The following is a 13,250-nucleotide window of genomic DNA, read 5'->3' as shown; positions in this document are numbered from 1 at the left end:
ATAGCGGACGAAGCCGCTGCCAGCACGACAGCGAACGCAAGAACCGCCCGCCGGACCGGTTGTCCACGTTTCGTCATTTAGCTAATATTCAAAACGTCAAACGAAACCGAGACCCATGGACGACGTCACCCGCATCAGCGCACTGGCCAACGAAAGCCGTCTGGCCGTGATGCGCTGGCTCAAGCAGCCGCGCGAGCATTTTCCGCCGCAGCCGCACGGCGACTTCGACGAACTCGGCGTGTGCTGCACCTACATCACGGAGAAGCTCGGCATCGCGCCAGCGACGACCACACGACACATGCGCATCCTCGCGGATGCCGGGCTCGTGCAGGCGACGCGCGTCGGCAAGTTCACGTACTACAGGCGGATCGACGATGCGCTGCATCAGTTGGGCCGCGATCTCCTGCAACTTTGACCTTCACCGAGACAACCGACATGGATGAACTCGCCCTGCTGGCCGACGCCGACCGGCGCGCGCATGCGTATCTCGCCGCGACGGACGAACGGCGCGCGTATCCCGACGCGGCCGCGCTCGCCGGTCTTGCGGCTTTCGACGAGCCGCTGCCCGACACGGGCCGTCCGGCCGACGACGTGCTGCGCCTGCTCGACGAGCGTGGCACGCCCGCGACCGTCGCGTCGAACGGCCCGAACTACTTCGGCTTCGTGATCGGCGCGACGCTGCCGGCCGCGGCGGCGGCCGAGCGGCTGATGCTCGCGTGGGACCAGTGCGCGTCGTCGTTCGCCAATTCGCCGGTGGCCGCGACGATCGAGCGGCAGGCCGCGCGCTGGATCGTCGACGTGCTCGGGCTGCCCGAGGGCAGCGCGGTCGGCTTCGGCACGAGCGCGACGGCCTGCACGCTCGTCGCGCTGGTCGTCGCGCGGCGTGCGCTGCTCGCGCGCAAGGGCTGGGACGTCGACGAGGACGGCCTGATCGGCGCGCCCGAGGTCAAGGTGGTGGTCTCCGAACTCGTGCACGTCACGGTGAAGAAGGCGCTGCGCGTGCTCGGCTTCGGGATGAAGCGCGTCATCGTCGCGCCGGTCGACACGCACGGCCGCATCGATCCCGCGCAATTGCCGCCGCTCGACGACATGACGATCCTCTGCGTGCAGGCCGGCGAAGTGAACACCGGCGAGTTCGATCCGTTCGCGGCGCTGATTCCGCCCGCGAAGGCCGCCGGCGCGTGGGTGCACGTGGACGGCGCGTTCGGGCTGTGGGCGCGCGCGTCGTCCAAGCGCGCGCTGACCAACGGCATCGACGGCGCGGACAGCTGGACGACCGACGGCCACAAGTGGCTCAACACGCCGTACGACGGCGCGATGGTGATCTGCCGCGACGCGGCCGCGCTCGCGACAGCGATGAACAGCGACGCCGTCTACCTGAGCGGCGCGCAGGATGCGCAGAAGAACCTGAACCTCGAATTCTCGCGGCGCGCGCGCGGCATTCCGGTGTGGGCCGCGCTGCGCGCGCTCGGCCGCGCCGGCGTGGCGACGATGATCGAGCGGCATTGCGCGCAGGCCGCGCGCGTCGCGGACGGCCTGCGCGTGGCCGGCTACGACGTGCTGAACCGCGTCGTGCTGAACCAGGTGCTCGTGCGCGCCGGCACCGACGACGAGACGACCGCGATCCTTCAGGCCGCGCAGGATTCGGGCGATGTGTGGTTCGGGCAGACCGTGTGGCAGGGGCGGCCGGCGTTCCGGATCAGCGTGTCGTCGTGGCGCACGGAGGACGAACACATCGATCGTCTCGTCGCGTTGCTGACGAAGCTGCGCGGCGTGCACGTGGGCTGAGCGGCGGCGGCGCGCGCGACCCTGGCGCGGCGCTTGCATTGCGCATGCGTCGCCAATCCGCGGAAGAAGCTGTCTCGTGGCGGCTCGGGCCGGGTAGCGGTGCGCGGGGTGTGCGGGTGGTGCGTCGACGCGCGCATACGCGGTTCTCGTCCGCGGGAAAATGCCGGACAATAGCGCGGCATGCGCGCCGCGCCGGCCCGGGCGGCACGTTCAACCGCTGCATCACGCTGACGAGATCCCCATGTCCACGACACCTCCCCGGGAACTGCTGAAAGCTGCCGACATCGCGAAGATGGAACCGACGCGCGCGGTGCATTCGCTGAATCCCAATGCCGTTCGCCTCAAAAGGCAGCTCAGCGACCTGACCGGCCTCACGCAAATCGGCGCTCACCTGCTCACGCTGATGCCCGGTCACGAATCGGCCGAATATCATCGTCACCTGTACGAGGAAGAATGCGTGTACGTGCTGTCCGGCACCGGCACGGCCACGATCGGTGAACGCGCTTTCGACATCGGGCCGGGCGATTTTCTCGGCTTTCCGCGCGGCGGGGATGCACACACGTTGCAGAATACCGGCGACGTGCCGCTGCAACTGTTCATCGCCGGCCAGCGCCTCGAACACGACGTGTGCGAATACCCGAGAATCGGCAAGCGGCTTTACGTCGCCGGCGAACTCGAAGATTTCGTCGATCTGCCGAAACGGCCGTAGACGGCACGCCTCCGCATCGGCCGTCGCCGCGCTTATGATGCGGGAACGCCACTCACGGGATTCCACGCCATGGACGCGCCGCATCCGCCGATGAATGCCCCGATTTCCGAAACGGAACCTGAAACCGAAACCATCGCCGAGCCGCGCGCGTCGCGCGTGCATCGGCCTGTCGCGCTCGTCACCGGATCGACGTCGGGGATCGGCGCGGCCATCGCACGGCGCCTGTCGGCGGACGGCTATGCGGTGATCCTGCATTCGCGCAGCTCCGCCGAGACCGGTCGCGCGATGGCGCGCGAGCTCGGCGCGAGCTACGTGCAGGCCGATCTCGCCGACGATGCGCAACGCGTGCGGTTGATCCGCGATGCGCTCGCGGTGCATGGGCGGCTCGACGTGCTGGTCAACAATGCAGGCGCGAGCCGCGTGATTCCGCACGACGATCTCGCCGCCGCGACGCCCGACGTATGGCGCGAGATGCACGAGATCAACGTGATCGCGCCGTTCCGGCTCGTCGCCGAGGCGCAGCCCGCGCTGCTCGAAGCGGCGTCGAGCGGGCGCGCCGGTTGCGTGATCAACGTCAGCTCGCATGCGGGCGTGCGGCCGAAGGGCGCGTCGATTCCGTACGCGGCGGCGAAGGCCGCGCTCAATCACACGACGCGCCTGCTCGCGCGCACGCTCGCGCCGGCGATTCGCGTCAACGCGGTGGCGCCGGGGCTCGTCGATACGCCGCTGACGGCCGACTGGACCGAAGCGCAGCAGCTCTGGCACGAGCGTGCGCCGATGCGCCGCGCGGCGACGCCGGACGACGTCGCGCAGACGGTCGCGATGCTCGTCGCGTCCGATTACGTGACGGGCGAGATCGTGATGCTCGACGGGGGAATGAACCTGACGTGATGCGGCGCGGTGAGGTCGTGATTCGGTGACGCGGCGAGGCCGCCGAGCGGCCTCGATCCGGCGTCATTCGCCGGCGGCCGATGCCTGCCGGCGCGATCGCACCGTTCAGCCCAGGTTCGCCCGCAGCCGCGCGAGCGCCTGATCGTGCGTGCGTTCGAACTTCAGCGGCGTGACCGCGATGTAGCCTTCGCCGAGCGCGACCGTTTCCGACTCCGCATCGTCGTCGCGCGGTGCGCGCGTCAGCTTCAGCCAGTGGTATTCGATGTCGCGCGGATCGCGCCCCGACACGATGTCGACGCCTTGCAGCGTGCCGGCGCCCTGGTTCGTCACCTTCACGCCGCGCACGTCGTCGGCCGGCCGCGGCGGGAAATTCACGTTGAGGCACGCATCGCGGTCCCAGCCGGCCGCGACGAGCCGGCGAATCACGTCCGGCGCATGCGTGCGCGCCGTATTCCACGGCACTTCGTTGCGATCGCTGAATGCCTGGCTCAGCGCGATCGCCGGCACGCCGACCAGCATGCTCGTCATCGCCGCGCCGACGGTGCCGGAGAACACCGTTTCGGTGCCGAGGTTCGCGCCGCGATTCACGCCGGACAGCACGAAGTCGGGCCGCGCATCCTTCATCAGGTGGCTGACCGCGATCGCGACGCAATCGCCCGGCGTGCCGCGCACGGCGAAGCGGCGCTCGCCCTTGCGATGCACGCGCAGCGGTTCGTGCAGGCTCAGCGAATGCGACGTGCCGCTCTGATCTTCCGCCGGTGCGACGATCCAGACTTCGCGCGCCAGTTGCGTGGCGACCTGTTCGAGCACTTCAAGGCCGGGGGCGTCGAATCCGTCGTCGTTGGTGAGCAGGACGCGGTCGAACAGCGGGCGGGTTTCTTGCATCGGGATGATCCTCGCAGGTAGGCAATGAGAGGGGAAAGGCATCGCGGGTACACCCGCAAGGCTAGCATTGCGTCGTGACGCATGCAGTGCCGCGCCGTGCTCGCGCATGCGAAAAACGGGCGCATGATGCGCCCGTTGGTTGGTTCGATGTGCCGCCTGCACGGCGGGTCGGACCGCGTTACCCGAGCAGATGCCGCAGCAGCCCGGCCGACACGACGCCGACGATGACGGTCGGCAGGATCGACAGGCGCGTCGCCGCGACCAGCGTGACGGCGAGCGCGAGCAGGTCGGCCGGGCGCGTCGACACGAAGGCCGGTGCGATCACCGAGATCAGCACGCAACCGGGCACGTTTTCCATCACCGATGCCATCCGCGGGCTCAGCGTGCGGTTGCGCAGCAGCACATAGCCGAGCACGCGCGACAGGTAGGTCGTCGACGCCATCAGCACGATGGTCGCCACCGTCGCGAAATCAGGCAGCATCGCGCGGCTCCCACAGCAGCGCGGCGATCAGCCCCGCGCACGCGCCGGCCGCGACGTACCACGCGCCGGGCACGGCCAGGTGCGTGGCGGCTGCGACGACCAGGCTCACGAACCACGGACGGCTCGCGCGCATGCCCTTCCACATCCCGCGCAGCAGCACCAGAAACACGGCCGTAAACGCCATGTCGAAGCCGTACTGCTCGACGTTGCCGATCGTCGGGCCGACCGCCGCGCCGAACGTCGTCATCGAGATCCACGTCAGGTAGAGCCCCGAGCACACGCCCGCGTAATACGGGACGCTGATGTGCGTGGCCGAGCGCGAGCGCGCGTCGGCGAGCGACATCGCCCAGCTTTCGTCGCACATGAAGAACAGCGCGGCGAACGCGCGGCGGCGCGGCAGGCGCCGGATATACGGCGCGAACGCCGCGCCCATCAGGATATGGCGCGAATTTACGAGAAACGACATCGCGACGATCAGCGCGATGTGCGGTGGCGACGTCCACAGATGGATCGCGGCGAATTCGGAGCCGCCGCCGAAATTCAGGCCCGTCATCATCGGGACCTCGAACAGGCTCAGCCCTTTTTGCGCGGCCTGCGCGCCGAGCACCAGCGCGAACGGCACGAAACCCAGCATGACGGGCAGCGCCGCGCGCAATCCGCGACCCATCTCGGCGACATGGGCGGGCTTGTCGCGAAGCCCGGACGACGTTGAAACGCTACTGCTCATTACTCCTCCTTGGGGAGGAGGATTGTCTGCTTTTTTGACTCGAATCGGGTTGCGTTGTGGCCAGATCTTCCGGAGAATTTGGCATTGAACACGTGTTTTGCCATTTTTTTGGAATTGGATGCCAATGAAGCTTGACGCTATCGACCGGCGGATCCTGAGCGCGCTGCAGCGCGACGGCCGCATGCAGAACGTGGAACTCGCGCACGAGGTCGGGCTGTCGCCGTCGCCGTGCCTGCGGCGTGTGCGGCTGCTCGAGGAAGCGGGCGTGATCGAGAAGTACGTGGCCGTGCTGAACCCGGCGAAGGTCGGCAAGGGGCTGACGATCTTCACGCGCGTATGGCTGAAGGGGCAGGACGCGGAATCCGTGAACCGCTTCGCCGAGGCTGTCCAGCAGATGCCGGAAGTGGTCGAGTGTCACCTGATGGCCGGCGACTGCGATTTCCTGCTGCGCGTGGTGGCGGCCGACATCGACGACTACCGGCGCTTCCAGATGGAATACCTGACGCGCATTCCGGGCGTGCTGAGCGTGAAGACCGACATCCCGATGCAGAAGGTCAAGCTCACGTCGGCGCTGCCGACGTAAGCGGCGCGAACGCGCGACGACGATTCGGCGGATCGTCACCAGCCAGTGACAATCGGCCGATACACTGGCGGAACAAGCCGCTTCGCCGCGCACCGGCTGCATCACGGTGCGCCTTCGATGCTCAAGCAACTAACGGTCAACCGCGAGGCGATCGGACAGGCGCGCTGCGCGCGATGCGATCCGCCGGGCGGTGCCTTTTTTCTGGTCGAGCCATTCATGCAGCCATTCAACACGCCATGGAATTCGCTGGAAATCGTCAAGCTCGTGCTCGGGGTGCTGACGCCGTTGTCGGTCGCGTGCCTCGGCTGGCTCGTCGCGCGCCGGCTGAAGCGGCTCGAACTCGTGCAGTGGACCAACCAGCGGCTGATCGAGAAGCGGCTCACGCTGTACGACACGGTCGCGCCGCAGCTCAATGCGCTGCTGTGCTTTTACACGTGGATCGGCTACTGGAAGGACATCTCGCCGGACGACGTGATCCGCGCGAAGCGCGACCTCGACCGCACGTTTCACATCTACCGCTACCTGTTCGACGAGGACGTGTACGACGCGTATCACACGTTCATCCACGCGCTGTTCGAGATGCATACGGGGCCGGGGCGCGACGCGCGGATCCGTTCGCTGATCCAGGCGCCGGACGGCGACCGCAGCGTGCACGGTACGTACGAATGGAACGCGGCGTGGGCCGAGCGGTTCTCGACCGCGAACGTGACGGACAAGGCCGACGTGGTGCTGCACTACACGCGGCTGATGGAGCGCCTGCGCGTCGCGCTCGGCGCGAATCGCTGACGATCGCGCATGCGCGCTGCGCGCCGGTACCGGAATTCGCTACCCGGCGGCGCGGATTGATCCCCTCACGCACATCGCGGATGCGCGATGCGGCCGCGGCTGACATGCTCGCGCCATGTCCACTCGCGTGAGGTTCGCATGTTCATCGACACGGTTTCTCGGTCGCCGGCGATATGCCGGCCGGGCGTGCGCAGGCGGCGCCTTTTCGCTGTGGGTACGGCCGGTCCGGACACGATGCCGTTGCCGGCCGAACCCGAGATCGGCGACATCGTCTTTATCCGCGTGACGGTGCGGCCGTTTCTCGAAGTGGCGAGCGCGACGCGCTCGTGGACGAATCACGTGGGGATCGTCGTCGGCGAGCGCGGCGGCGAGCCGCTCGTCGCGGAGAGCACGTTTCCGCTGTCGCGCGTGACGACCATGTCACGGTTTCTCGCGCGCTCGGATCGCGGCGCATGCGTGATCGCGCGCTTGAAGCAGCCGCTCGACGCCGCGCAACGGCGCCGGCTCGTCGACGCGGCCATGCGCCGGCTTGGCGTGGTCTACGACACCGGCTTCAATCTCGCGTCGCGCCGGCAGTTCTGCTCGCGTTTCGTGCGCGAAGTGGTGCGCGATGCGACGCGGATCGTGCTCGGCGACGTCGAGACGTTCGATACGCTGCTGCGCCGCAATCCCGATCATCCGCTGGGGTTCTGGAAGATCTGGTATTTCGGCCGGATTCCGTGGCAGCGCCGTACGGTGACGCCGGCGAGCTTGCTCGATAGCGGTGAGTTGCGCGTGGTGGCGGATACGCGTGGGCGCGATACCGGCGCGCGGGAGCCGCGAGGTTCGGACGATGCGGAAATCGGCGGCGCACATGACCATTGACGCGGCACGTTCCGGGTGTTCAATGACCGTGGCGGACGGCGGGTTTCGGCCGCTCAAACGACGGGCGGCCGGGTACGACGCATCAGGCGAATGAGATCACGAGTTTCTTGCCGCAAGCGGCCGCGTATTTGCGCAGCGTATCGATGGACGGTGAATGCTGGCCGGTTGCGAGCGCGCGCTCGAGTCGTGTCACCGCTGGTGCTTTCGTCCCCATGCGCTCGGCCACGTCGGCTTGCGACAGGCCGGCGTCTCGCCGGGCAGCCAGCATCACGTCGAGCAGTGCGAGTTCTTCGCGGTTCAGTCGTTCGTATTCGGCGCGCACGTCGGGGTTGGACAACGCGCGCTCGCGCAGTTCCTTATACGTTGCCATCTTGAACCTCCTTGAGTCGACGTGACGACCCCCGTCTCCACACGCGTATTGAAGAACTGAATTTCGTACGAGTTAGGTAGCACAGTAACAAATATGTTATGTAGACGCAAGTGGGGTGTCCGGCCGCGACTGCGGATGCAGGCGGCCGGGCGGACGTTCGAAGCGTCGTTACATCTATCGGAGAGGTCGATCAGGAAGGCGGTACCCGACCAGGTTCGGGTGACCTGAATCGGGCTAGGTGTGCGATTCGGTGTCGGCGCGGGTGGCGCTGATTGGAAGCGCCGGCAGGGTCAATTCCGTCCCGCCACCGCGAGCCGCGCGGCCAGCCCGACGAATACCGTGCCGAGCAGATACTGCGGCAGCTTCGACGGCCGGCGGCGCGCGCCGAGCCGCTGACTCAACCGGCTCGCGGACACAATCACCGCGCCGTTGACGACGAGCCCGATCAGGTTGAGCACCGTCGCGAGCACGAGGATCTGCACGGCGATCGAGCCGTGCTCGGGGCGCACGAACTGCGGGAACAGCGCGAGGACGAACAGCGCCATCTTCGGATTCAGCAGGTTCGTCGTCAGGCCCTGGCGGAAGATCACGGCGGTCGAATGGCGGCGCGGCGACGCGACCGGCGACAGCGCGGTCGCATCCGAACGGAAGGTTTTCCACGCGAGATAAAGCAGATATGCGGCACCCGCGAAGCGCACGGCGTCATAGGCGAGCGGCACCGCGACGAAGAGCTGCGACAGTCCGAGCGCGGCCGCGAGTGCATGGCAGTAGGTGCCGGCCTGAATGCCCGCGAGCGTGGCGAACCCCGCGCGGCGGCCCTGGCTCACGCTGCGCGACGCGATCAGCAGCATGTCGGGGCCGGGCGTGGCGGTCAGCGCGAGGCACGCGCCGGAGAACAGCGCGAGCGTGGAGAGGTCGATCATGGAAGTCCCGTCGTGCCGGAGCGGCGTGAAAGGGAGACCAGTGTAGGAGCGCGTCCGGCGCGGGTCAATTGACCGAACGGCCGATGATTCGATGTGCCGGCACAGCCGATCGCCAACGGACTCGCTCCGTTTTCGGCGCGCCGACGAACTCGTGCCAAGCCGCCACGTGCGAATCGAGCGCACGTGCCGTCGCGCCGGTTACTGCTCCCTGCAAGCCACCTGATAATCGATCACGGTATTCGCCGACGGCGTGTCGGGCTCGCCGCCGGCCGTCGTCACGCCGAGCACGCCGGCCGCGCTCCGATATCGCAGCGCGCAATATCCCATGCCGGTGCCCGAGCATGCTTCGGCTTCGATGATCCCGTGCTTCGCGAGCGTCGCCGCGCCATCCATCTCGTCCGGTTTCTCGTGCGGACGCAGCGGCTGCCAGCCGTGCGAGATCAGGATCTTGCGTGCCTTGTCGAGCGGTTTGCCGTACACGTTGGGCACGACTGCACGGCCGTGACAGTACGTGCGTTCCGCGGCGACCGCGGTCAGCCGCATGGCGCCATGCTGTTCGCGCAGCTCGCCGACGGGCGCCGACGGACCATTACCGCCCCAGACCAGCAGCGCGCCGCTTTCCAGCGGCTCGACCGAGCCGAGTTGCCAGCCGGCCGCGCGCGCCGTATAGCCGAGCGCGACGAGCGTCGTGCCGTCGAAGACGCCGATGTTTGCGTTGCGCGCAAAGCAGATCGCGCTCGTCCCCGGCTTGAACCCGCTCGCGAACGTGACGACCGTATAGCGGCCGAGCGGCGCCTCGGACGTCACGATCCAGCCGAGCTTCGCGACGTCGCGGCCGGCCGCGGTTGTAGTCTTCGCGCGATATTGCGCACAAAACGCGTCGAGCGTGCCGTTCTCGGGCGAGCGCGGCAGCGCGCCGAGCGCAACCAGCGACGCGCCGGCGATATCGGAAGCCGTACGCAGCGCCTCGGCCTCGGCCGACGCCGCGCCGCCGAACATGACGCACGCGAGTGCCGCGAGCGATGTGACGCGGCGGGCCAACGGCCAGGCAGCGATGCGGCGCACGTGGCTCAGCCCTGCGCGATCACGTCGATCCGCAGTGCTTCGCCACCGTCGACGATCGCCAGCAGACGATCGACGTTCGGGTGCGCACCCGGGCGGTTGCGTGCGTCGGCGGTGTGCTCCGCGAACACGGCGAGACCGTGTTCGGCGGCCTTCGCATCGAGCGTGCCGAATGCCTGTTTCAGGTAGTGGTACACCGCGAGCGAGCCCTGCTTGCCCGGCTGGTTCTCGATGCTCGCGACCACGTCGCCGTTCGCGCCGACGAGATCGATGCGTGCGATGCCGTCGATGGGCGGCAGTTGCGCGAGGTTGTCCTTGAATACTTGGGTCGGTTGAATCACTGAAACACTCCGTCGGTTCGGTCATGGGCCAATCGGGCCGTATCTTATCCGATCGTCATCCGGCCGGCCGCGGTGCACGGGCGAGCTGCACCGCGCTGCCCGCCACCATCGGCATCGCGCGTGCTTTTCCGCTAGAGTAGGAGATCACCGGCCGCATCTGCCGCCCACGCCGGCACGCGGCGGCCACGTTCCGCCATTGCACACGAGGGCCCCGATGGACATTGAGCAACGCTACACCGCCAATGCGCCGACGCGCGCGGAAGTCGACGCACTGGCCGGTATCACCGTCATCGAATTCGGCGCGAACTGGTGCGGGATCTGCGCGAGCGCGCAGCCTGCGATCGTCGCATCGCTCTCCGCGCATCCGGCCGTGCGGCACCTGAAGATCGAGGACGGCCCGGGCCGGCCGCTCGGCCGGTCGTTCCGCGTGAAGCTGTGGCCGACGCTGGTATTCCTGCGCGACGGGGTCGAAGTCGCGCGCGTCGTGCGCCCCGCCGACGCGAGGCAGATCGAAGCCGACGGCTTCGCCGCACTCGCCTGAGGTGGTCATCATGCAACAGGCCATCACGCACATCGGCGTTGAAACGCACGGGAGCGGCCTCGTCGAGATCACCTCGCAGGTGCGTGCGTTCGTCGACCAGCAGGCGATCCGCATCGGGCTGCTGACCGTGTTCTGCCGCCATACGTCCGCGTCGCTGCTGATCCAGGAGAACGCGGATCCGTCGGTGCAGCGCGATCTCGAACGCTACTTCGCGACACTCGCGCCCGAGGACGCCACGCGCTACGAGCACGACACCGAAGGGCCCGACGACATGCCCGCGCATTTGCGCACGGCGCTCACGCAGGTGCAACTGTCGATCCCGGTCGAGCATGGACGCATGGTGCTCGGCACCTGGCAGGGCATCTACCTGTTCGAGCATCGTCGCGCGGCGCATCGGCGCGACATCGTGCTGCATTTGATCGGCGAATGAGCGCGGAAGCGCGAACGGACGGGCAGGCGGGCCCGTGACGCGTCGCGGCCGCGTTCAGCCGAGCAGCTTCTCGACGAGCGCGCCGAGTTCGCGCAGGTGAACGGGCTTCGGCAGGAACGCGTCGAACTCCCGCTGGTTCTCGCGCAATGCGGCCGATTCGTACGCGCTGACGCCGAGGATCGACGCAAACCTGCCGTCGTCGTCCGGCTGCGCGACCATCCGGATGCGGCGCGCGACTTCGAAGCCGCTCAGGTCCGGCAGTTCGAGGTCGAGCACGACGAGGTCGTACCGCGCGTCGCCGAAACGTGCGACGCCTTCGTTCCCGGTGCCGCACAGATCGGTGTCGAGGCCGAGCGCCGACAGCATCGCGCCGAGCGTTTCGCGCGCGTTGTCGTTGTCGTCGACCACGAGCGCGCGGCGGTTGCGATGCACGTCGACGGCCGGCCATGCGGGCGCGTCGCCGGCTGTTTCGGCGGCATCCGGCGCCTCGGCCGGCAGCGTGACGACGAACTCGCTGCCTTCGCCGACGGTGCTGCGCACGTCCACATGGCCGCGCAGCGTCGTCACGATCTCGCGCACGACGGCGAGCCCCATCCCGATGCCGTCCACATGCAGGCCGACCGCGTCGTTCGCGCGGTAGAACGGCTCGAAGATCTTCGGCAGATGCTGCTTCGCGATACCGGCGCCCGTGTCCCGCACGGCAAGTTTCAACTGCCGGCCGGCCGGCGTGTCGACGAGCCGGATCGATACGTCGATCGATCCGTCGACGGTGTACTTCACCGAATTCTCGATCAGGTTGGACAGCACCTGCCGCAACAGCTTGCGATCGGAGCGGATCGCGAGGTCGCGCGGCTCGACCTGCTGCGAGATCGCGATCCGTTTGGCCGCGATCTTCGCGCGCAGCGGATCGAGCACCTCGGCGAGCAGCGACGCCATGCCGACCGTTTCGGCTTCGGCGAGACGCTTGGTCGAGCGCAGCTTGATGTAGTCGGTCAGGTCCTTGACCAGCGCCTCGAGCGACGACGCGGAATTCTGCAGCCGCCGGATCGTCTTCAGGTTCGCGTCGGATTGCGGCCGCGCGAGCAGGATCTCGATCGACCCGCAGATCGCCTGCAGCGGCGTGCGCAGTTCATGACTGACCATCCCGAGGAACGCGTTCTTCGCCTCGATCATCTCGAACGCGCGATCGGATGCCTTGCGTTCCGCATCGAGCGCCGCGTCCTGGCGTTCGAGCAGGTCGTCGCGCGTCCGCATCGTATAGAACAGCAGCAGGAACAGCGCGCACAGGATCACGCCGAGGATGATGCCGAGCGACAGGATCGCGCGCTGCTTTTCCTTCAGCTGATGAAACGTGAAGTCGCGCTGCGCCATCTCGATCGCGCGGAAGTAGTTCGCGAGGCCGTTGACCTTCGGCCAGTGCGCATTGACCTCGTCGATCACGCGCTGTGCGTCGTTCGGTGCGTCGCGCAACAGCGGCACGTCGCGCTTCAGGCGCGCCATGAATTCGCCGAGCGCCGCGATCTCGCCGCGCGCGCGCGGGATGCGCAGCCAGTATTGGGACACCTCGGACGGCCGCTGCAGGAAGCCGAACGACACCGACAGGCTGTCGAGCTGCATCTGCACGTGGTCGTAGTTGTCGTCCACGTGCGTGGCGTAGAGAATCAGCTGGCGGTCGAAGCGGGTGTAGACGTTGCGGTATTGCGCGGCGGTCCAGAACACGCCTTCGCGCGGCCCTTCGAGCACACCCTCGTTGACCGACGTCGCGAGCAGGTCCCACAGCAGGAATGCCCACGCGGCGAATCCCAGGATCCACAGCGATCCCAGGACCAGGATGATTTTTCTGTTCTTCCATCGCCCGCGCTTCATGTC

Annotated in this window: 17 protein-coding genes; 9 read left to right on the top strand and 8 right to left on the bottom strand. The window is 67.8% G+C overall.

Annotated features, from left to right (window positions below; genetic code table 11):
- The first annotated feature begins 115 nt into the window (after positions 1-115).
- The 4 genes from ACVK00_RS04425 to ACVK00_RS04410 all read left to right on the top strand — a co-directional run bounded on the left by ACVK00_RS04425 (position 116) and on the right by ACVK00_RS04410 (position 3,388).
- A complete protein-coding gene (locus ACVK00_RS04425) occupies positions 116-415 on the top strand; it encodes an ArsR/SmtB family transcription factor (RefSeq protein ID WP_012365181.1) in 300 nt (99 codons plus the stop codon).
- Between the two features lie 20 nt (positions 416-435).
- Positions 436-1,788 (top strand): pyridoxal phosphate-dependent decarboxylase family protein, encoded by a 1,353-nt coding sequence (locus ACVK00_RS04420; RefSeq protein WP_175668257.1) that lies wholly within the window; start codon positions 436-438, stop codon positions 1,786-1,788.
- Positions 1,789-2,029: 241 nt separating this feature from the next.
- Entirely contained in the window at positions 2,030-2,497 is a 468-nt protein-coding gene (locus ACVK00_RS04415; RefSeq protein WP_212115702.1) for a cupin domain-containing protein, read from the top strand.
- 69 nt (positions 2,498-2,566) lie between these two features.
- A complete protein-coding gene (locus ACVK00_RS04410) occupies positions 2,567-3,388 on the top strand; it encodes an SDR family NAD(P)-dependent oxidoreductase (protein ID WP_284888623.1) in 822 nt (273 codons plus the stop codon).
- 105 nt (positions 3,389-3,493) lie between these two features.
- Here the strand turns inward: ACVK00_RS04410 and surE are convergent, their stop codons facing one another.
- The 3 genes from surE to ACVK00_RS04395 form a co-directional block, all read right to left on the bottom strand.
- Complete coding sequence (gene surE, locus ACVK00_RS04405) at positions 3,494-4,273, bottom strand: 5'/3'-nucleotidase SurE (RefSeq protein WP_284888624.1); 780 nt, start codon at positions 4,271-4,273, stop codon at positions 3,494-3,496.
- 178 nt (positions 4,274-4,451) lie between these two features.
- Complete coding sequence (locus ACVK00_RS04400; protein WP_006749368.1) at positions 4,452-4,754, bottom strand: AzlD family protein; 303 nt, start codon at positions 4,752-4,754, stop codon at positions 4,452-4,454.
- The gene (locus tag ACVK00_RS04395) at positions 4,744-5,481 is read right to left on the bottom strand and encodes an AzlC family ABC transporter permease (protein WP_006761394.1); all 738 of its coding nucleotides are present in this window, start codon (positions 5,479-5,481) and stop codon (positions 4,744-4,746) included. The genes ACVK00_RS04400 and ACVK00_RS04395 overlap by 11 nt, the downstream gene beginning before the upstream one ends.
- Before the next feature lie 124 nt (positions 5,482-5,605).
- Between ACVK00_RS04395 and ACVK00_RS04390 the strand changes: the two genes are divergently transcribed.
- The 3 genes from ACVK00_RS04390 to ACVK00_RS04380 all read left to right on the top strand — a co-directional run bounded on the left by ACVK00_RS04390 (position 5,606) and on the right by ACVK00_RS04380 (position 7,714).
- Positions 5,606-6,064 carry an Lrp/AsnC family transcriptional regulator gene (locus tag ACVK00_RS04390; protein ID WP_006486309.1) on the top strand — a complete coding sequence of 153 codons (459 nt, stop codon included), beginning with the start codon at positions 5,606-5,608 and terminating at the stop codon, positions 6,062-6,064.
- A gap of 216 nt (positions 6,065-6,280) precedes the next feature.
- Positions 6,281-6,850, top strand: a complete 570-nt coding sequence (locus tag ACVK00_RS04385) for a hypothetical protein (RefSeq protein ID WP_105833660.1) — start codon at positions 6,281-6,283, stop codon at positions 6,848-6,850.
- A 138-nt stretch (positions 6,851-6,988) separates the two neighbouring features.
- On the top strand, positions 6,989-7,714 hold the full coding sequence (locus ACVK00_RS04380) for a YebB family permuted papain-like enzyme (protein ID WP_284888631.1): 726 nt from the start codon (positions 6,989-6,991) through the stop codon (positions 7,712-7,714).
- 82 nt (positions 7,715-7,796) lie between these two features.
- Here ACVK00_RS04380 and ACVK00_RS04375 read toward each other — a convergent pair whose 3' ends face one another.
- The 4 genes from ACVK00_RS04375 to ACVK00_RS04360 all read right to left on the bottom strand — a co-directional run bounded on the left by ACVK00_RS04375 (position 7,797) and on the right by ACVK00_RS04360 (position 10,410).
- On the bottom strand, positions 7,797-8,084 hold the full coding sequence (locus tag ACVK00_RS04375) for a helix-turn-helix domain-containing protein (protein WP_006761397.1): 288 nt from the start codon (positions 8,082-8,084) through the stop codon (positions 7,797-7,799).
- Between the two features lie 290 nt (positions 8,085-8,374).
- On the bottom strand, positions 8,375-9,007 hold the full coding sequence (locus ACVK00_RS04370) for a LysE family translocator (RefSeq protein WP_284888632.1): 633 nt from the start codon (positions 9,005-9,007) through the stop codon (positions 8,375-8,377).
- A gap of 198 nt (positions 9,008-9,205) precedes the next feature.
- Positions 9,206-10,063, bottom strand: a complete 858-nt coding sequence (locus tag ACVK00_RS04365) for a hypothetical protein (protein WP_435521279.1) — start codon at positions 10,061-10,063, stop codon at positions 9,206-9,208.
- A 14-nt stretch (positions 10,064-10,077) separates the two neighbouring features.
- Positions 10,078-10,410 (bottom strand): DUF2322 family protein, encoded by a 333-nt coding sequence (locus tag ACVK00_RS04360; protein WP_212069707.1) that lies wholly within the window; start codon positions 10,408-10,410, stop codon positions 10,078-10,080.
- A 214-nt stretch (positions 10,411-10,624) separates the two neighbouring features.
- Here ACVK00_RS04360 and ACVK00_RS04355 point away from each other — a divergent pair, with 214 nt between their 5' ends.
- The gene (locus ACVK00_RS04355; RefSeq protein WP_284888634.1) at positions 10,625-10,951 is read left to right on the top strand and encodes a thioredoxin family protein; all 327 of its coding nucleotides are present in this window, start codon (positions 10,625-10,627) and stop codon (positions 10,949-10,951) included.
- A 10-nt stretch (positions 10,952-10,961) separates the two neighbouring features.
- Entirely contained in the window at positions 10,962-11,381 is a 420-nt protein-coding gene (locus ACVK00_RS04350) for a secondary thiamine-phosphate synthase enzyme YjbQ (RefSeq protein WP_284888635.1), read from the top strand.
- A 54-nt stretch (positions 11,382-11,435) separates the two neighbouring features.
- Here ACVK00_RS04350 and atsR read toward each other — a convergent pair whose 3' ends face one another.
- Entirely contained in the window at positions 11,436-13,247 is a 1,812-nt protein-coding gene (gene atsR / locus ACVK00_RS04345) for a hybrid sensor histidine kinase/response regulator AtsR (RefSeq protein WP_284888636.1), read from the bottom strand.
- Positions 13,248-13,250 lie beyond the last annotated feature (3 nt).

This window comes from Burkholderia sp. PvR073, assembly GCF_054055695.1.
Note: the sequence above shows the minus strand (reverse complement) of the source record. Positions and strands in the feature narration are given on the sequence as shown.